At 40.6% G+C, this 17,942-nt stretch carries 19 protein-coding genes, 3 tRNA genes and 1 pseudogene; 12 read left to right on the forward strand and 11 right to left on the reverse strand.

The features are described 5' to 3' along the window. Positions 1-52: 52 nt before the first annotated feature. Complete coding sequence (locus tag AMD27_RS11170) at positions 53-1,030, forward strand: Tim44 domain-containing protein (protein ID WP_067660436.1); 978 nt, start codon at positions 53-55, stop codon at positions 1,028-1,030. A gap of 82 nt (positions 1,031-1,112) precedes the next feature. On the opposite strand, the gene AMD27_RS11175 is transcribed toward AMD27_RS11170, so the two are convergent. After that, positions 1,113-1,811 (reverse strand): aspartate/glutamate racemase family protein, encoded by a 699-nt coding sequence (locus AMD27_RS11175; protein WP_067660439.1) that lies wholly within the window; start codon positions 1,809-1,811, stop codon positions 1,113-1,115. Between the two features lie 178 nt (positions 1,812-1,989). Further along, positions 1,990-3,171: a trypsin-like peptidase domain-containing protein gene (locus AMD27_RS11180; protein ID WP_067660442.1), complete on the reverse strand. Its 1,182-nt coding sequence runs from the start codon at positions 3,169-3,171 to the stop codon at positions 1,990-1,992. Positions 3,172-3,343: 172 nt separating this feature from the next. Between AMD27_RS11180 and AMD27_RS11185 the strand changes: the two genes are divergently transcribed. The 7 genes from AMD27_RS11185 (at position 3,344) to AMD27_RS11215 (ending at position 6,329) form a co-directional block, all read left to right on the forward strand. After that, on the forward strand, positions 3,344-4,102 hold the full coding sequence (locus tag AMD27_RS11185; protein WP_067660445.1) for a Nif3-like dinuclear metal center hexameric protein: 759 nt from the start codon (positions 3,344-3,346) through the stop codon (positions 4,100-4,102). A 156-nt stretch (positions 4,103-4,258) separates the two neighbouring features. Further along, on the forward strand, positions 4,259-4,885 hold the full coding sequence (locus AMD27_RS11190; protein ID WP_067660448.1) for a superoxide dismutase: 627 nt from the start codon (positions 4,259-4,261) through the stop codon (positions 4,883-4,885). A gap of 157 nt (positions 4,886-5,042) precedes the next feature. Beyond that, positions 5,043-5,118, forward strand: a tRNA-Asn gene (locus tag AMD27_RS11195). A 5-nt stretch (positions 5,119-5,123) separates the two neighbouring features. Beyond that, positions 5,124-5,199, forward strand: a tRNA-Asn gene (locus AMD27_RS11200). Positions 5,200-5,439: 240 nt separating this feature from the next. Next, a complete protein-coding gene (locus AMD27_RS11205) occupies positions 5,440-5,646 on the forward strand; it encodes a hypothetical protein (RefSeq protein ID WP_067660451.1) in 207 nt (68 codons plus the stop codon). 97 nt (positions 5,647-5,743) lie between these two features. Continuing rightward, a tRNA-Asn gene (locus AMD27_RS11210) sits at positions 5,744-5,819 on the forward strand. Between the two features lie 66 nt (positions 5,820-5,885). Beyond that, a complete protein-coding gene (locus tag AMD27_RS11215) occupies positions 5,886-6,329 on the forward strand; it encodes a DUF2726 domain-containing protein (protein ID WP_067660454.1) in 444 nt (147 codons plus the stop codon). Between the two features lie 22 nt (positions 6,330-6,351). On the opposite strand, the gene AMD27_RS11220 is transcribed toward AMD27_RS11215, so the two are convergent. The 9 genes and pseudogenes from AMD27_RS11220 to AMD27_RS11260 form a co-directional block, all read right to left on the reverse strand. Continuing rightward, the gene (locus tag AMD27_RS11220) at positions 6,352-6,582 is read right to left on the reverse strand and encodes a hypothetical protein (protein ID WP_067662981.1); all 231 of its coding nucleotides are present in this window, start codon (positions 6,580-6,582) and stop codon (positions 6,352-6,354) included. 150 nt (positions 6,583-6,732) lie between these two features. Beyond that, positions 6,733-7,167, reverse strand: a pseudogene (locus tag AMD27_RS19290) (FtsW/RodA/SpoVE family cell cycle protein). A 190-nt stretch (positions 7,168-7,357) separates the two neighbouring features. Continuing rightward, positions 7,358-8,602 carry an alpha/beta hydrolase family protein gene (locus AMD27_RS11230; protein ID WP_067660460.1) on the reverse strand — a complete coding sequence of 415 codons (1,245 nt, stop codon included), beginning with the start codon at positions 8,600-8,602 and terminating at the stop codon, positions 7,358-7,360. Between the two features lie 109 nt (positions 8,603-8,711). Further along, positions 8,712-9,590, reverse strand: coding sequence for a 4-hydroxybenzoate octaprenyltransferase (gene ubiA, locus AMD27_RS11235; protein ID WP_067660463.1), 879 nt, complete (start codon positions 9,588-9,590; stop codon positions 8,712-8,714). A 22-nt stretch (positions 9,591-9,612) separates the two neighbouring features. After that, positions 9,613-10,077: a chorismate--pyruvate lyase family protein gene (locus tag AMD27_RS11240; RefSeq protein ID WP_067660466.1), complete on the reverse strand. Its 465-nt coding sequence runs from the start codon at positions 10,075-10,077 to the stop codon at positions 9,613-9,615. 63 nt (positions 10,078-10,140) lie between these two features. After that, positions 10,141-10,419, reverse strand: coding sequence for a hypothetical protein (locus AMD27_RS11245; RefSeq protein WP_067660468.1), 279 nt, complete (start codon positions 10,417-10,419; stop codon positions 10,141-10,143). Positions 10,420-10,515: 96 nt separating this feature from the next. After that, positions 10,516-11,931 carry a type I glutamate--ammonia ligase gene (gene glnA, locus AMD27_RS11250; protein WP_171254802.1) on the reverse strand — a complete coding sequence of 472 codons (1,416 nt, stop codon included), beginning with the start codon at positions 11,929-11,931 and terminating at the stop codon, positions 10,516-10,518. A 487-nt stretch (positions 11,932-12,418) separates the two neighbouring features. Beyond that, complete coding sequence (locus AMD27_RS11255) at positions 12,419-12,943, reverse strand: GTP-binding protein (RefSeq protein WP_067660474.1); 525 nt, start codon at positions 12,941-12,943, stop codon at positions 12,419-12,421. 110 nt (positions 12,944-13,053) lie between these two features. Further along, positions 13,054-13,998 (reverse strand): hypothetical protein, encoded by a 945-nt coding sequence (locus AMD27_RS11260; RefSeq protein WP_067660476.1) that lies wholly within the window; start codon positions 13,996-13,998, stop codon positions 13,054-13,056. Positions 13,999-14,579: 581 nt separating this feature from the next. On the opposite strand from AMD27_RS11260, the gene AMD27_RS11265 reads away from it, so the two are divergent. From AMD27_RS11265 to AMD27_RS11280, 4 genes are all read left to right on the forward strand, one after another. Further along, positions 14,580-15,164 carry an anthranilate synthase component II gene (locus tag AMD27_RS11265; protein ID WP_067660479.1) on the forward strand — a complete coding sequence of 195 codons (585 nt, stop codon included), beginning with the start codon at positions 14,580-14,582 and terminating at the stop codon, positions 15,162-15,164. Positions 15,165-15,180: 16 nt separating this feature from the next. After that, positions 15,181-16,227, forward strand: coding sequence for an anthranilate phosphoribosyltransferase (gene trpD, locus AMD27_RS11270; protein ID WP_067660482.1), 1,047 nt, complete (start codon positions 15,181-15,183; stop codon positions 16,225-16,227). A gap of 19 nt (positions 16,228-16,246) precedes the next feature. Further along, a complete protein-coding gene (trpC, locus tag AMD27_RS11275) occupies positions 16,247-17,053 on the forward strand; it encodes an indole-3-glycerol phosphate synthase TrpC (RefSeq protein WP_067660485.1) in 807 nt (268 codons plus the stop codon). A gap of 193 nt (positions 17,054-17,246) precedes the next feature. Then, a complete protein-coding gene (locus tag AMD27_RS11280) occupies positions 17,247-17,933 on the forward strand; it encodes a Smr/MutS family protein (RefSeq protein WP_067660488.1) in 687 nt (228 codons plus the stop codon). Positions 17,934-17,942: the final 9 nt, after the last annotated feature.

Consider the following 17,942-nt stretch of genomic DNA (forward strand, 5'->3'; position numbering starts at 1 on the left):
AGAAAGCTTGCATAAATAGGATGTTAAAATTTATTTTTATTAGGAATATTCGATGGAAGTTCGACAGCGTAGTTTGGTTGCAGGAATTTTAATGGCAACATTAATGGTCGCTCCTTTTGCAGAAGCAAAACGTGCCGGTGGCGGTAAAAGCCATGGCATGAGTCGTTCTGCTGCGCCAAGCCAATCTCAACCTCGTCAAGCTACTCCTGCCCAACGACCTGCTGCTCCTGCAACTGCACCACAGAAATCTGGTCCAGGTGTCGGTGGTATGGTCGCTGCTGGTGTTGCTGGTGCTGCTATTGGTGCTGTTGCAATGAATGCTATGGCTGATGATGATGCAGTAGCAGCAAGTGAAGCACAAGCTGCACAGCAACAAGAAAAGGAAGGTGGCATCCCAAGTTGGATCTGGCTTTTGTTAATTGCTGCAGGTGCATTCTTCATCTTCCGTAAATTCGGCGCAAAAAAAAAAGTAACCCCTAATAGCAATCCTTTTGCACCGAATAATGCCGGTTCAACAACTGCGCCATTTGGTCAAACCGCAGCACCACGTGCCCCTGTTTCAAATGACAATACCAATGTTTTTGGTCAGTCTGTAGCAGGTGGTGCAGCAGCAACTCAAGCACCATTCGGTAGCGCATCGACGCATAGCGGCAATCCACTTCCAGATGGTACTGAGCCAGCTGTATTCTTACGTGTTGCTCGTCAGCGTTTTAACCATATTCAATCGATGAATACAGTAAGCAATATTGCTGAGATTCAACGTTACTTAACCCCTGATCTGTATCAGTCTATGCATAGCGACATTATGTCGAACCAAGATCAAGACGTTGCAGAGTTTTCAAACTTAAATGCAATGGTGGTTGATTCAGCAACTGAGAATGGTCAATACGTGGTTAGCGTTCGTTTCACAGGTACAGTCAGCGAAGACTTAAACAGTCTTCCACAACCTTTCGCTGAAATCTGGCACTTTGTTAAACCTGCGGGTTCAACGCAAGATTGGCTGGTTGCAGGTATCCAGCAAGAAAGCTAATGCTAAGGATTCAAAAAACCAGTGATTCGTCACTGGTTTTTTTATGTGTAAATCTATTCTTCCACATATTCACCTACCACATTTAATCTGCTTCATTTAAGACAAATTCAAGCAAAGCACTCATATGAATTTCCACGGTATCAAAGACTGGGATATTTAAATCCTGCTGATCGATCAGTAAACCAATTTCGGTGCATCCTAAAATCACACCTTGCGCACCCGCTTTGACTGCGCGAGCAATAATATTTAAATACTGTTGTTTAGACTTATTTAACAGCACACCTTTACATAGCTCATCATAAATAATCTGATTAATGATCTGACGATCAGACTCATCGGGAACAATGAGTTCAATACCTTGCTGCTTAAATCTCGAATGATAAAACTCTTGTTCCATCGTAAAGGCAGTCCCCAGCAATGCGATTTTAGTTAATCCGTACTTCAGAATCTCAGCCATAGTCACATCTGCAATATGTAAGAAAGGAACACTTAGATCATGTTGAATTTGGTCTGCAACTTTATGCATAGTATTGGTGCATAGCGCAATCACATCTGCACCTGCATTTTCTAATTTTTTAGCGATTTCAGCGAGGTATGTACCCGCTTCCGTCCAATGCTGATGACGTTGAAAGGCTTCAATCTTATGAAAATCAACACTATAAAGTACAATTTGCGCTGAATGAAATCCGCCTAAGTGGCTTTGAATACCTTTATTTAACCCTTGATAATATAGATCAGTGGACTCCCAACTCATCCCCCCGATCAAACCAATTGTTTTCATTTTTCTAGTCATAACTAAAAACTCGAAGTTGTATTTAAAAACTACTTTAACTCAGTCATTTATTCATCCATTTCAAACTTAAAAACAACAAAATCTTTTTCATCTCAATCAACTTTGATCCAAACAAAAGCCCTCAATTGAGGGCTTTTGTTTATAAAATTCTATAGATTAAAAAGACTTATTGTGGCAATGGAATATACTGTGAGTCCGCATTGCTCTGTACTTTACGCTCTCCGACCACGACGGCAACACTCACCAATTGCTCTTTACGAATCACTGAAATGTTCACCGTGCTGCTCGGTGCTTGCAAAGCAATATAATTGATCAAATGTGATGCAGAGCTAATATCCACGTCATTCACTTTCACAATTTTATCGCCCACTTTTAAGCCTGCCAATGCTGCAGGGCCGCCTTTAAGGACATCTGCTACCAAAACACCCGTTTCACGTGGTTTGAGCACATCTTCTTGAGTCGGCTGAACCAAACTAATCCCCAACCAGCCACGAATCACACGTCCATCTTTTAAAATCGCATTCATGATTTGCTGACAAATTTTCGCTGGAATCGCAAAACCAATACCGAGTGAACCACCTGACTGTGAGAAGATCGCGGTATTCACACCAATCAAATTCCCTGCAACATCAATCAATGCTCCACCTGAATTGCCTGGATTAATGGCAGCATCAGTTTGAATAAAGTCTTCGTAAGTATTAATTCCCAAATCTGAGCGACCAGTCGCAGAAATAATGCCTTGCGTCACGGTTTGGCCTACACCAAATGGATTTCCAATGGCAAGTACAACATCACCCACTTCATTACCGCTGAGCTTAAAGGGCAGCACAGGCAGTTTATCCAGCTCAATTTTAATCACCGCAAGATCTGTATCTGGATCCGTACCAATCACTTTAGCCACCGCACGGCGTCCATCATGTAACGCAACCACAATTTGATCTGCTTGAGCAATCACATGATTGTTGGTCAGAATATAACCATCTGGACGGACGATTACCCCTGAACCCAAACTGTTTTCATTGGGTTCTTGGCTGAGTTGGTCGGGTAACTGATTGCCAAAAAACTCGCGAAATGCAGGATCACTCAGCAACGGATGATCAATTTGTTTGACCTTTTGGGTCGTGAATATATTCACCACGGCAGGCGCTGCAACTTTGACAGCAGCACTGTATGACACAACTCCACCTGAACGTGAAGTGTCGACCAACGGCTCAACTTTCTCAGCTGGCATTTTCACCCCATCAGCTGCTATTGGTGCTTTCGGCTGATGTAGCTTCTGCCAAGTAACAAAACTGATAATCACAATAATGAGTAACACCCATGGTAACCATGTAAAGGACCGGCGCACTTGATCTACCTCTAAGAATTATTTAATTTATTGATGCGAAAGCATTTTCTATTTGCTTATTGTAATCAAAATTGCCACTTATACATAAATTTCGCCAAAGACTTTTGTTCGGCTTTAGTTACAATAAAAAATATGTTTTGATTGAGTCAATATTTTAGCTTTTTGGACAGTTATGGCAAGCTTAAACGAAATTATTCAGTGGTGTGATCACACCCTAAAATCACCTGAATTTAAAGACTATGCACCGAATGGACTGCAAATTGAAGGCAAAGCAGAAGTAAAAAAAATTCTGTGTGCGGTGACCGCCTCCCAGACCGCGATTGATGCTGCCATTGCATATGGCGCTGATATGCTTCTGGTGCATCATGGTTACTTTTGGAAAGGTGAAGCCTACCCCATTACTGGTATGCGCGGAAAACGCATCAAAGCGCTTATTCAACAAGATATTTCATTGGTGGGATACCACTTACCTTTAGATAGCCACCCTACTTTAGGTAATAATGCAGCTATTGCAGACTTACTCGAACTACAAAATCTTGAACAACTAGACTCCACAGAACGACATCCGATTGGAAATATCGGCTATTTAAAGCAAGCCATGTCACCTGAAGCCTTCAAAACGTATGTTTCTGAGCGCTTAGGTTTCGATGCGATCCATTTACCCGCAAATAAAACATCTATTTACAAAGTAGGTTTCTGCACAGGAGGCGCGCAAGATTACATTTCCAAAGCTGCTAGCCAAGATTGTGATGCTTATATTTCAGGTGAAGTCAGTGAAAGAACCTTTTACGAAGCGCGAGAATTGGATGTTCATTATTATGCTTGCGGTCACCATGCTACTGAAAAATATGGCGTTCAACGTTTAGCCAAAGCTATTTCAGAACAATTTAATATTGAGTATATTTATTTCGAATTAAATAACCCGATTTAATTTTATCTAACGGCGTTTGGCATTTTTCTTTATACGTATAAATTCGAGCTTTATTCTGTATTGTTATTTATAAGCAATGCGCAATTTAGGCGGAGAATCCATTACAATAAAGCCACTTAATGTCAAAAACCCAGCAAAATGCAAGGAATTGAAAACATGACAACGATTACTTTACCAGCTCTACCATACGGTTACGAAGATCTTGCTCCACATATCAGCAAAGAAACTTTAGAATTCCATCATGATAAGCACCACAATACTTATGTTGTTAACCTTAACAACCTCATTAAAGGAACTGATCTTGAAGGCAAAACTTTAGAAGAAATCATCACAGCGTCTGCTGGTGATGCCTCTAAAGCAGGTATTTTCAATAATGCTGCACAAGTTTGGAACCACACGTTCTACTGGAACTGTATGGCTAAAAACGGTGGCGGTAAAGCGACTGGTCCTTTGGCTGCTAAAATTGATGAAGCATTCGGTTCTTACGAAAAATTTGCTGAAGAATTTGCTGCTGCTGCAACCACTCAGTTTGGTTCTGGTTGGGCGTGGTTGGTTGCTGATCAAGTTAACGGCAACTTATCTATTCTTAAAACCTCAAATGCTGACACACCACTTGCACATGGCAAAGTTGCAGTATTAACGATTGACGTTTGGGAACATGCTTACTACATCGATTTCCGTAATGCACGTCCTGTTTATATCAAAACTTTCCTAGAAAGCCTTGTAAACTGGGATTACGCGAACGCGAAATATGCAGGTCAAGAAGCTGGTGTAGAGAAATAAGTTTTTTTAACTTTTTATTTTTCGTTCAAAAAATCACCCTTTATGGGTGGTTTTTTAGTTTTTGCTGCAGATCTGAATATTTATAAAGCAATCGGACACTTTCTTTAGATTAAGCTGTTGACCTTATTGGTTTTCATCTCTAAAATCCGCTCCAGATTCTCCAATAGCTCAGTCGGTAGAGCGACGGACTGTTAATCCGCAGGTCCCTGGTTCGAGCCCAGGTTGGAGAGCCATATATTCTTCCATAGCTCAGTTGGTAGAGCGACGGACTGTTAATCCGCAGGTCCCTGGTTCGAGCCCAGGTGGAAGAGCCAGATTCTAAAAAACCCACTCATGATGAAGTGGGCTTTTTTTATGCCCATTTAAAGCAGCCAATATCTTCTCTTGTTCACACCAAAATTTCAAGCTACCCTCAGCTGAATTTAACTTCCATAAAATAAACACCATGACGCATCCTTGGCCCAAATCTATGATCTTTTGGATCGTTTTGATTATTTTATTTATCTTTAAATGCTCCGAAAAATCCGCTGCCCATACAACTGCCTTCTGCCTTAATGTTTGAACGGCTCTACCAATGTACTCAGGCCTTAAGTCAACATTCAGATCAACATCAAAAACTGATTCAATATATTCAAGCTAATATTCATGCAGATCTTGATCAACGTACGCTCATGAAACTTATGAACGACTGCCGTCAGGCGAGCCCCTTAAAAACCCAAGAAAACGATGTAGATGCCATCAAAAATATTCAACAAGTATAATTTAGATTATTTTTAAATCACTTGAGTCATTTTTCTTATATTTTTAGGTTTTGAGGCTTGACCAAGTTCAGTTTGAACCCTAGAATGCGTACCAGATTCTCCAATAGCTCAGTCGGTAGAGCGACGGACTGTTAATCCGCAGGTCCCTGGTTCGAGCCCAGGTTGGAGAGCCAAATACCAAAAAGCCCACTCATGATGAAGTGGGCTTTTGCTTATCTCGACTTTTAAGATGAAGATCCGTGCTCGATTCAAGTCAAATCACCTTCCTCATTATTGGCAGTATTGCAACACTTGCACTACTCACCCTTTTCCTACAGCAATACTTTAATCCTAAACAGCGTTACTTCCCCAAAAAAGTGATCACTGCTTTTGAAAGTAAAATGTTCTTTCGCTTAAAGGAAGCCTTTCCGCATTATCATGTTTTGGCACAAGTGGCATTTAGTGCGCTCATTACCAATAACAATTTAAAAATTCGCGCGCGCTTTAATCGCAAAGTCACAGACTTTGTCCTGCTGGATAAAGATTTAGAAGTGGTGATGGTGATCGAACTGGATGATCCAAGTCATATTGGACGAGAAGTTGAAGATGCCCAGCGCGATGCCATGCTGTATGAAGCAGGCTATCGCGTGAAGCGCTATACCGAAATTCCGAGCGTACAAACCTTAAAAAAAGATATTCTTTAACTGAACACTGCACATAAAATGATTATTCTGCTTGAGACTCATGCTCAGAATCTGCAGTTTTAAGTTTGTCTGCTTGTGCCTTGGCTTCAATACGCATCGCTTGTTCTGCGCGTAAACGGTCATATTTAGCTTGATTTTTGGCATCACTTTTAATGGCAAAAAATGCAATCGCGATAATCAGTGCAGGAATTAAAGGCCCAAGGCAGATCAGTAAAATAAATTTTGGTGTCAATTTCTTCGCTGGTTTAGACATGATAGTACCTGAGCTGAAAGAGTAAAAAAGCATGCGCAATATAGCAGAATGGGGCTTTAAATTAAACCTGAGCACAGCGAACGCTCCTCTACATCCATCATTAATTGGACTAAATTAAACACCATTCTTCAACGACTATTTAACGATTATTCAACGACGTGTATGTACCGACATCATAATGCCAAACCCTGCCAACAACGTAATCAATGCAGCTCTACCATAACTCATAAAGGGTAATGGATCTCCCGTGACTGGAAAATACCACTGAACATGCCCGAATTGACGGCAACCAAAAAGAAGAAAGACAGCGGCAATGTTGCTGCCAAAATTCGTCCGAAATCATGAAATGAGTTCAGGGAACTGTATATAGGACTCGAATAATAATACAACCATACAGGCTAAATAAACGAACACCCCCAATAGACCAAACTCTTCAGCATAGGTCGACATAATAAAGTCGGTATGATGCTCAGGTAAAAAAGCATAATGTGACTGGGTACCGTTTAAATAGCCCTTACGCGTTAAACCGCCAGAACCAGTAATGTTCCAACCCGCACCAAATGCATCATACTCAGGATCAAACAAGGTTAAAATCCGTTTTTTTGGTCGCTATGAAGCACGAACATCCATAATACAGGCCATCAATCGTTATTTTAAAAAACGTTTATTCTCATTCTGTCGAGATTGAATTGCATTGTGCCTATTTATTTTATTTTGGTTAAAGAAAAAGGGCTTCAGCCCTTTCTCTTCGATGTAAAAAATACTTTAAAATCAATTAACGTGCTGGCATATGTTTCTTAACAAAAGCCACCACTTCGGTATTTTTCTGAACAATTGCTTGCGTATGACCTGCTCCTTCCACAATATCCAAAATAGCCGGTGGTGTTGTGCCTAAGGCATTTAATTGTTGCACCAAACCTTGAGTCACTTGGTATGGAACAGCGGTATCCAATTGACCTTGAACCACATATAGCGGCTTGTTCAATTTTTTGGTTGCTGGTTGGTTATCGACCAAGAACTTTGCAACGACAGGATCCTTTTCAAATCCATCTTTTAAACCTGGATAATCCAAAATGGTCTTGTCTGTATTTTTAGCCAAGAATGTCCCAATATCGGTCATAAATTCGTTCATTAATGGCTGTAGACACTGACCATTGTCCCCTGTCGTTCCTTCGGCTTTTTCAGCAATGAGTTTGGCACCATCTTCAAAAATCGTACTTAAATTAAATTGAGGATCATAGGCACGAATACCGACGCCTGTGTAGGCTGCATAAGCCAGAAGTTCAGAATAGACCGCAATAGATGCACCAGGTGGATATGCGCCTGTTTTTTCACCTGCTGCAATTTGAGCAATCGCAAGCGGTGCAACCTGTGTAATGATGTAGCCTAAACTCGATGCAGGTGCAGTGGCCACAGCCCCCTTGTAGTCCGCATTGGCATTCGCGAATTCAGCGATCGCCAATGATGCATGTCCGCCTTGTGATTGTCCTATCGACATCCATGATTTATTTAAATCTTTGCCGTATTTTTCTTGCACTGCATCAACCGCATAGGTTGCAGATTTTGCAGCGCTACTTAAATTAAGATAAGGATGGATACCACTTGTTCCCAAACCTTCATAATCAGGTGCAACCACCACATAACCTTCTTTCAGTAAACTATTGGCTAAAATTTCAAATCGTTCATTGAAAGGGTTATTACTTGGTGCACATGAATCCCCTATGCCTGTCGTCCCGTGAGCCCAAATCACAACCCGCCAACCATTTTCTGGCTTCGGTGTTTTCGGAAACATGACCATTGCTGTCGCTTTTGCATTTTTCCCTTGAACATTTGGCATCAAATAGGTCATGACTTTGATTGAGGATGCTTCTGCTAAAGTATCTTGACTGTAATTAAGCTCAGATTGGTAAGTTTTCCCAGAACTGTATTCATCTTTATCATCATCGTCATTACATGCCGAAAGTAGCAGTGCCGTCGAACACATCAGTGTCAATAATGATTTTTTATAGAACATCTTCATACTCAACTTCCTTTTTTGTTTTATGTACGCTCACCTTGAGCTGTATTTAATAGAACACAAAAAAAAGCATCTGACTAGGATGCTTTATGCTTATTTCTCAACTTGTTTTTTATAAAAAGGCGAAAAATATCCCCATAAAAATCATCAATCCGACCCACCGATTGTGTCGAAATGCCCAAAAGCATAACTGGGGATGACGGTCTTTGGTTTTGGTCCATTGATAGATAAAATCTGCCATGACCATCAGTAGCGCAATCAGCCCAAAAGGCAGTAAGATATTTTCGAGATGTAAAGCCCACCCCATTAAAACCATGCTCATGATCTGCAACACAGAAATGATTTCAATGTCATATTGACCAAATAGAATCGCTGTCGATTTGACGCCAATTTTTAGATCATCGTCTCGGTCCGTAATTGCATATTGGGTATCGTAAGCCACCGTCCATGCCAGATTAGCAAAATACAAAAGCCAGCAGGTTAAATCCGGTGTTTGCCCCACTGCGGTATAGGCCATGGGAATAGACCATGAAAATGCCGCGCCCAAAAAAACTTGAGGCAAATGCGTATAACGCTTCATGAATGGATAAATGAACGCCAGAATCAACGCGCCAAACGACCAATAAAAGGTTTCAACGGGTAAAAAAAACAGTAAACATGCACTGGCCAACACCAAGATCGCAAAGACCATTAATGCTTCTTTGGCACTTATAATTCCCGTTGCCAAAGGTCGATTTTTGGTTCGCTCCACTGCGCCATCGACTTTGCGGTCTGCGAAGTCATTGATGGCACAACCTGCCGCACGCATGAAAATCACCCCGAGTATCATTGGGACAATAACAGCAAAACTTGGCATGCCTTTGGCTGCAATCCAAAGCGCCCACATGGTCGGCCAAAACACCAGCTCCGTGCCTATAGGCTTATCAAAACGGCATAAATAATAATACGCCTTTAAGCGTTCACCCCATGAAATCGTCGCTGTTGTTGCCATGACTGTCCTTAACCACCTAAAATCATTTTTTTTGCTGAATAAATTGCTCAAAGCTCGGCAAAAAAGTTTCTTGTACAATAAATTTACAACCATGCCAAGTATAACAGCTCTGCCGAGTCCAACCATCTTCAAGCCAGATCACTCTTCTTTCACACACAGGATTTGTACGCTGAAATAAAAATAAGCCTATAGGCTTAGTACCAATATGCTGAAATATTCGTGCTTTTTTTTGCAAACTTAAAATTGGAAAAATACTTTTTGCCTTGACCCAAGGTAGTTCTTCACAGCCATAGAGAAAACTTTCTCTCACCCATGAGGTATGATGCGTTGGCATCTGCATCCACTGTGCATCTAAAAACATTAAGCGCTGAAAATGCTCTTTCACAGGTTCAACTTTAAATGTACCATCTGCCAAATCGGTCAGTTGCTGAGTCAATGATCCAGATGCATTCAGCCAACTTTTTAGATGTTTAGGAATCTGCTGCATAAATCACTCAGTTGCTTGTTATATTCAAAAATATGGTTCATATGGATTTAGACATAGTTAAGATTAACAATTGTCCGTTTTAGCAATCACTTCAAATTGTCCTTGTGGCGTTTTAATTAAAATAAAACCTTCAGCACTGAGATAAAAGCTTTTTGGGTAATCAAAACTTAAAGCCAATTCTGGATTTTTGAGTTCTATAAATTCAGCTTGTTTATATCCTTCAGCTGTCCGTCCTATTTCCATATACGTGACTTCCGAAAAATTCAGTTTAAAGCCTTTTTCATGATCTTTAGGATCAATCCAAGGATAAAAACTGGTGTGTTTTTTACGGGGCTTTGCCATAGCAACTCTCAATCTTGATCTCTAACAACATATTAACCCAAGATCGAAAAAAACCCGCACAAGGCGGGTTTTTAAAACCAGAATTCTTAAAAAGAATTACAAGCTGTAGTACATATCAAATTCAACTGGATGCGTAGTCGTGTTCAAACGACGCACTTCTTCAGTTTTAAGCTCGATATACGCATCAAGCATGTCTTTAGTGAACACACCACCTTTAAGTAGGTAATCGTGATCTGCTTGAAGTGCTTCTAGTGCCATATCCAAGCTATGTGCCACTGTAGGAATTTTCGCTTCTTCTTCAGGAGGAAGATCATACAAGTTTTTGTCCGCAGCTTCACCCGGATGGATCTTGTTCTGGATACCGTCGATACCCGCCATCAACAATGCCGCAAAACCTAAGTACGGGTTCATCATTGGATCTGGGAAACGTGCTTCGATACGCTTGCCTTTCGGGCTAGATACGTAAGGAATACGGATAGAAGCCGAACGGTTACGTGCTGAGTAAGCAAGCATAATCGGTGCTTCATAATGTGGTACTAAACGCTTGTACGAGTTCGTAGAAGGGTTCGTGATCGCATTCAATGAACGTGCATGCTTAATCACACCGCCAATGAAGTAAAGCGCCATTTCTGACAAACCTGCGTATTCGTCGCCAGCAAATAAGTTTTTGCCATCTTTAGAGATAGAGATATGCACATGCATACCAGAACCGTTATCGCCCACCATGGGTTTAGGCATGAATGTAGCAGTTTTCGCATATTGATGCGCAACGTTCCAAACAGCATATTTGAACTGTTGAACTTCGTCCGCTTTACGAACCATGGTATTGAAGCTCACACCTATCTCTAACTGGCAAGATGCAACTTCATGGTGATGTACTTCTACACGACCAGGGCCCATGATGTCTTCGATTTTTGCACACATTTCTGCACGCATATCATGAGAAGAATCCACAGGAGGAACTGGGAAATAACCGCCTTTTACACGTGGACGATGACCGGAGTTACCACCTTCGTAGTCTTTATTGGTCGACCAAGCCGCCTCTTCAGCGATCAATGTATGGCGCGCGCCAGACATGTCGATTTCCCATTTTACTTCGTCAAAAACGAAGAATTCTGGTTCAGGGCCGAAGAATGCAGTATCACCAATCCCTGTAGATTTTAAATATTCTTCTGCACGGCGAGCGATCGAACGTGGATCACGGTCATAACCTTGACCTGTAGATGGTTCGATCACGTCACAAGTCACAACAACTGTCGCCTCAGCAAAGAACGGGTCAAGGAAACCTGTTGCAGCGTCTGGGCGTAAAATCATGTCAGATGCTTCAATACCTTTCCAACCAGCAATTGAAGAACCATCAAACATTTTACCGTCTTCGAAGGTGTCTTCATCCACTGTGTCAGCTGGGTAAGTCACGTGCTGCTCTTTACCCTTAGTATCAGTAAAGCGAAAATCGACCCACTTTGCGCCACTTTCTTGTATGAGTTGAAGGACTTTGTTCGCCATGCTCATTTTGCTCCAATGAATTTTTTGTTGCACGTATTCGTGCGTGTTAGAAGTTAGTAGATATTAAGCAATTCTCATACCAACTTTCATAAACAAATCTAAAATCTTGAAATTCTTATAAGAAAACAAGCTTAGTCGGTTTATAAATGCCTTTATTATACTGTGTGAATACTGAAATGCACCATATTCAATCACAGAACTTTATTTTAATTTTGGTCAAATCATTCGAGCACCATTATGGCGCATCAATTTGGTGCCATCAAAAAAATCTGATTTTTTTAGCCACATCCTTATTTAATTTTAGGCTCAGACTAAAGCTGAATAGATTGAAAGACTTGCTTTAGATTAAAAGATAAAATGAGAATAAAATTAAATTAGAATAGCCCTTTTTCAAGATTATTCCTCAAAAATTAAATAAACGAATTACAAGAATTCATTCTATTTAAGCATCAAATTTACGCACCAAAATGGTGTTTTATTGATTTATCGAGCTCTATTCTTGCTCTGCGCGTGCAATCAATGCCTCGATCAGTATCAGTACATCATCCTTTTGTCTAGCATCAATAGCAAATAAAGGTAGTGTTTCACTGCGCATACTGATCCAGTTACGATATTTTTTTAATAATTGCTGCGGATCTTCATCAAGGTGTGTCACGCCGATCACGATATTAGACAGGTGTTTTTTAAAAGCATCGACATAGTATTCCAAATCTTCGACTGCACTTTTTAAAGAATGATCAATCAGAATAACTGCGCCGACTGCATCCTTACACAGCTTTGCCCCTATTGAATCTAAATGTGCTGTAGGGGTTGCATATAGCCCCACGATTAAACCTTCATCGAGTTCAATTTCAGCATATTCAATATTCACACTTGATACTTTATTTGGATCTGATTTCTTCGCTGGATTTATGGCATCGATAGACAACATAGATACTTCAGTAAGTGTTTGTATCGAATTGGTTTTCCCTGATCCCAATGGACCTCCAAAAACGATTTTATACTTCTGTAAAATCATGCGCTCCCCCTCATTCCATTAGTGTTAGATGCGTTTCAATTGTGATTGGCATGAGTGATGACTGAATCTACCTCATTTCCAAATTTGTCGATTATATTTCGTTTTTAAATTTAAGAGCCTAAACCCAGTTTAGATCTGATCTTAAGAAAAAAGCGTCCGAGTCCACTTGGAGCTTCATCTGCATCATCCTGAACTAAATGCGCTTCATCGATTGAAATCTCGCATAATGCACCACACATTAAAGCGACTGAAACAAATTTCATAATTCGGTCTTGAGAAACCTCTAAATTTTGTTCGACTTGTTGAATGTTGGCACCTTTTTCAAAACAGGCTGCAATTTGAAAAATTTCTCTACGATCAGCAATTGGATCAGGTTGTGGCCAAAACACTAATTTATAAAAATCCGTGCTTGAATGAGATTTCAGAAGTTCATTGGAGTACCACAAGGTATTCCATAGCCAGATACGCAAATCCATGCCTTGAGTATGGATCACGCTTTGCGCCATTTGCATCGTGGCATAAGTATAGTTAATTGAGCTATCGGTGCCTTTTAACTTACGCTCAGGATCTAACCAGACTTGTTCTGTTCGCGTGTTCATCAAACCAATATTGCCACTGGCATCAAAGATTTGAATGTTGTCATTGCGCTCATTCAAAAATTCTTGAATGACTTTATCAACATCAGCTTTTTTATAAGGTGCTCGTGTCAAACGTTCAGTTTTATCAGTCGACGTATACGTCAGATGAATTTTGAACCATTCACGGATTTGATCAGTCATTTGAAAAGGGAGATACAAAATATCATCAGCAATACTGCCAGCTTTCTCATGCGCAGTGATTAATCTTAAATAAGGCACGTGTTTAGCGTTGACTATATGTTGAATGCTATCAGCGTTAAAAAAAATTTCATTGACCAACAATACATCCAGTGCAGGGTCACTAATATTCACCCATGCAATGTGTATGTCTGGATAAATTGACTGAATTTCTTGTTTGATATGCTCTAAAATATTCAGGCTCAAGCCAAAAATAGCAATTTTAAGCTGTTCCTTCATATATCCCCCAAGCTCGAATGTATATGGTTTTGATGCATACTTTTATAATGAAAGCATTTACTGCCTTTTTCGAATAATTCGATTTTTTATAGTCTTTTGAATGTTCTTAGAAAACTGTTCGAACGCTTCAGATTCTAACGCCATTAAACTCATTAATCTATAAAATCAAATCAATATTGTCTGTTTAAAATGTTTTACCAAGGACGTTGCTAGATTCATTCAGGCCGAACAATGTCTTTGAAAGCCTTAAGCGAATTTGAAAATGAGATCTTAATATCAAGCATTTTAATATTCAAATCAACTTATTCAGCTTGATGTTGTCGTGGTTTATTTAACCATTTCATTATGAGCTGCATCTAATCGCTGATAACCAGTGAGTGCAATGTCTCGGATAAAAAGCCCCATAAAATAAATGCGCTGAAATTGTTGATTTTTTGCTATGATGATCTCCAATCATATCCTTCATCTGGTTTAACCAAAAGCAAAGCAACGTTTTAAGATCAGATGCGGCATATTCGATTAAGGATGACAAAAAGCACAATTCGGTGCATAAATTTCAATAGGTTAGTAGGTTCAGTCTCATGCTTCTAATGATAGACAATTACGATAGCTTTACTTATAACATCGTTCAATATTTCGGCGAGTTAGATCAAGAAGTAAAAGTGGTTCGCAATGATCAAGTCACATTAGAGGAAATTGAACGATGGCAACCGAAGTATTTGGTGATTGGTCCAGGTCCTTGTTCACCATCTGAAGCGGGAATTTCTATTCCGGCGATTCAACATTTTGCGGGCAAAATTCCATTGCTTGGCGTGTGTTTGGGTCATCAAGCCATTGGTCAGGCTTTTGGTGGCAAAATTATCCGTGCCAAAACCGTGATGCATGGTCGTTTGTCCGATATGTACCACAATGACACTGGCATTTTCAGCAATCTTCCTTCGCCTTTTTCAGCGACACGCTATCACTCACTTGTGATCGATCAAACCAGTGTACCTGAATGTTTAGAAGTAAATTGCTGGACGCAAGAACAAGATGGTTCGATGGAAGAGATTATGGGTGTGAAGCATAAGACATTGCCAATTGAAGGTGTGCAATTTCACCCAGAGTCAATTCTGAGCCAACATGGTCATCAAATCTTTAAAAACTTCTTAGAAATTTACGCATAAGAGCGCGAACCAGATTATGAATATTCAACAAGCTTTAAATAACATCACAAAAAATATCGAACTCACTCAACCGCAAATGGAAGATGTGATGCGCACGATCATGAATGGCGAAGCAACAGACGCACAAATTGGCGCACTGATGATGGGTCTGCGTTTAAAAGGCGAAAGTATTGATGAAATTACTGCCGCAGCACGGGTCATGCGCGAATATGCGATTAAAATTGATGTTAGTGATGTGCCTTATTTGGTCGATATCGTCGGGACAGGCGGCGATGGTCAAAACTTATTTAACGTATCGACGGCATCGAGCTTTGTGATTGCTGCCGCGGGTGCAACCATCGCAAAGCATGGCAACCGTGGAGTTTCAACCAAGTCTGGTTCTTCTGATTTGCTAGAAATCGCAGGCATCAATCTTGATCTCAACATGGCTCAGACTGAGCGCTGTATCCGTGAAATGGGTGTGGGTTTCTTGTTTGCACCGAATCATCATAAAGCCATGAAATACGCTGTTGGTCCACGTAAAGAATTAGGCTTCCGTAGCATTTTCAACTTACTCGGCCCGCTTACGAATCCGGCTGGGGTAAAACGTTTAGTCATTGGCGTTTTTTCCAACGAATTATGTCGTCCGATTGCAGAAGTCATGAAGCAACTCGGTGCTGAACACGTGATGGTTGTGCATTCTAAAGATGGTTTAGATGAAATTAGTCTTGCATCGACTACGTACGTGGCTGAACTGAAAAATGGCGAAGTGACTGAATGGGAAATTACACCTGAAAATGTTGACATCGAATCACAAACTCTAGTCGGTTTAATGATTGAAGACTCAGCTCAAAGTTTAGCGCTGATCAATAATGCCTTAGGCAAGAAAAAATCTGCTGTCGGTGAGAAAGCCGCGAATATGATCGCGTTAAACGCAGGTGCAGGTATTTACGTTTCAGGGCTGACCAGCAGCTATAAACAAGGGGTGGCGCTCGCACATGACATTATCTATGGTGGACAAGCTTTGGAAAAATTAAGTGTTTTGTCTGAATTTACCAAAACCCTTAAACAATACCAAGCCTAATACGCACGGAGCCATGCGCATGATTGATATTAAGAATACCATTTTAGGTAAAATTGTAGATCGTAAACACGAAGAATTTAAAATTCGCTTAAAACAGCACAGTTTATATGACGTTGAACAATTGGCGTTGGCTGCGACACCTGTGCGTTGTTTTGCGCAAGCTTTAACGGCTAAACGCCCTGCGGTGATTGCTGAAATTAAAAAAGCCTCTCCGTCTAAAGGCGTGATTCGTGAAAACTTTAATCCCGCTGAAATTGCTGAGCAATATGAAGCTGCGGGTGCAGCATGTTTATCCGTGCTGACCGATGTTGACTTTTTCCAAGGTGCAGATGAGAACATTCACATTGCGCGTTCACATTGTGCTTTGCCTGCGTTACGTAAGGATTTTTTAATTCATCCTTACGGCGTGATTGAAGCACGTGCCTTGCATGCAGACTGTATTCTTTTAATTGTAGCGTCGTTGTCAGATCAACAACTTGAAGAGATGTCTAAAACTGCATTTGAGTACAATTTAGATGTGCTTGTAGAAGTGCATGATGAAGCAGAGCTTGAACGGGCAATGCAGCTTTCTGAGCGTTGTATTTTAGGGGTGAATAATCGCAACCTAAAGACCTTTGACGTGGACTTAAAAACCTCACTGCGTTTAAAAGATATGCTTGAGCCTTCACGCTTACTGGTTACCGAAAGTGGGATTGCAACGCCAGCCGATGTTGCCATGATGCAAGAAAATGACATTCATGCTTTCTTAGTCGGTGAAAGTTTTATGAAGCAATCACGACCAGACCATGCATTTCGTGATTTGTTTGGTGAACCTCAATCCATATAATCTGGAATTTTTAATAAATAGGAGAAGTTCGCTTCTCCTGGTTAATTTAAGATCAAAATTAAAAAAAATCATACTGAACATAATTCCTGAAACCTTAAACTCTAAACAAATGTGAAGCCTATTCAGTTCAAAATGATTGGATTTCTGACTATAATGTTCGCCAAATCCTTTTCACTCGATGTTTCTTTAACTTATGAGTAAACATGATTCCTCGCTTTCAAAAGCGCAGTATGACTTATTGAAATCATTTAAAAAACAGATCGCTCAGCCTCACTCTCAACACGTTGTTCAAGCTACTGAATCAAAAGTACAAGATCAACCCGCTGAGGAAGATGATTTTGCTTTGTTTTCAAAATCCATGCAAGGTGTCAAAAAGATGGACACCTCAAACATTGCACAGATTGAAAAACCACGTGTTAAAAAAGTTGATAGCCAAACCTTAGCCAAACGCGCGGCTGCCGAAGGTCCGCAACTGATTGAAGGCGCAGAGCTGTCCGACACGCAAGCCATGTTGAACCCTGTTGCGAGTCAGGCGGCATTAAGTTATCGCATTGCGACCTTACAACATAAAGTGTTTGAAGACTTAAAAGCAGGTAATTTGCGTTGGTTTGAAGCGGTTGATCTGCATGGTTGCACCATTGAAGATGCACGTATGGCGGTGCTTCAAATTATTCAAATTGCCAAAGATGAAAATCAGAATGTACTCAAAATTGTCCATGGCAAAGGTCCAGATGCGATTTTAAAAACTTATGTAAATGGTTGGCTGCGTCAGCACCGTGATGTATTGGCTTTTGTTAGTGCGCCAGAGAAACAAGGCGGCACGGGTGCGGTCTTGGTTCTGCTCAAACGTACAGAAAAGAATCCAAAGTCCAATCCATAATCGGAAATT

Origin of the sequence: Acinetobacter sp. TGL-Y2, assembly GCF_001612555.1 — a bacterium.
Taxonomy (GTDB): domain Bacteria; phylum Pseudomonadota; class Gammaproteobacteria; order Pseudomonadales; family Moraxellaceae; genus Acinetobacter.

Bases quoted from the DNA above. Each gene is read 5' to 3' on its own strand.
- AMD27_RS11170 (WP_067660436.1), top strand. From the start codon at position 53: ATGGAAGTTCGACAGCGTAGTTTGGTTGCAGGAATTTTAATGGCAACA.
- AMD27_RS11175 (WP_067660439.1), bottom strand. From the start codon at position 1,811: ATGAAAACAATTGGTTTGATCGGGGGGATGAGTTGGGAGTCCACTGAT.
- AMD27_RS11185 (WP_067660445.1), top strand. From the start codon at position 3,344: ATGGCAAGCTTAAACGAAATTATTCAGTGGTGTGATCACACCCTAAAA.
- AMD27_RS11190 (WP_067660448.1), top strand. From the start codon at position 4,259: ATGACAACGATTACTTTACCAGCTCTACCATACGGTTACGAAGATCTT.
- AMD27_RS11205 (WP_067660451.1), top strand. From the start codon at position 5,440: ATGTTTGAACGGCTCTACCAATGTACTCAGGCCTTAAGTCAACATTCA.
- AMD27_RS11220 (WP_067662981.1), bottom strand. From the start codon at position 6,582: ATGTCTAAACCAGCGAAGAAATTGACACCAAAATTTATTTTACTGATC.
- AMD27_RS11230 (WP_067660460.1), bottom strand. From the start codon at position 8,602: ATGAAGATGTTCTATAAAAAATCATTATTGACACTGATGTGTTCGACG.
- ubiA (WP_067660463.1), bottom strand. From the start codon at position 9,590: ATGGCAACAACAGCGACGATTTCATGGGGTGAACGCTTAAAGGCGTAT.
- AMD27_RS11240 (WP_067660466.1), bottom strand. From the start codon at position 10,077: ATGCAGCAGATTCCTAAACATCTAAAAAGTTGGCTGAATGCATCTGGA.
- AMD27_RS11245 (WP_067660468.1), bottom strand. From the start codon at position 10,419: ATGGCAAAGCCCCGTAAAAAACACACCAGTTTTTATCCTTGGATTGAT.
- glnA (WP_171254802.1), bottom strand. From the start codon at position 11,931: ATGAGCATGGCGAACAAAGTCCTTCAACTCATACAAGAAAGTGGCGCA.
- AMD27_RS11255 (WP_067660474.1), bottom strand. From the start codon at position 12,943: ATGATTTTACAGAAGTATAAAATCGTTTTTGGAGGTCCATTGGGATCA.
- AMD27_RS11260 (WP_067660476.1), bottom strand. From the start codon at position 13,998: ATGAAGGAACAGCTTAAAATTGCTATTTTTGGCTTGAGCCTGAATATT.
- AMD27_RS11265 (WP_067660479.1), top strand. From the start codon at position 14,580: ATGCTTCTAATGATAGACAATTACGATAGCTTTACTTATAACATCGTT.
- trpD (WP_067660482.1), top strand. From the start codon at position 15,181: ATGAATATTCAACAAGCTTTAAATAACATCACAAAAAATATCGAACTC.
- trpC (WP_067660485.1), top strand. From the start codon at position 16,247: ATGATTGATATTAAGAATACCATTTTAGGTAAAATTGTAGATCGTAAA.
- AMD27_RS11280 (WP_067660488.1), top strand. From the start codon at position 17,247: ATGAGTAAACATGATTCCTCGCTTTCAAAAGCGCAGTATGACTTATTG.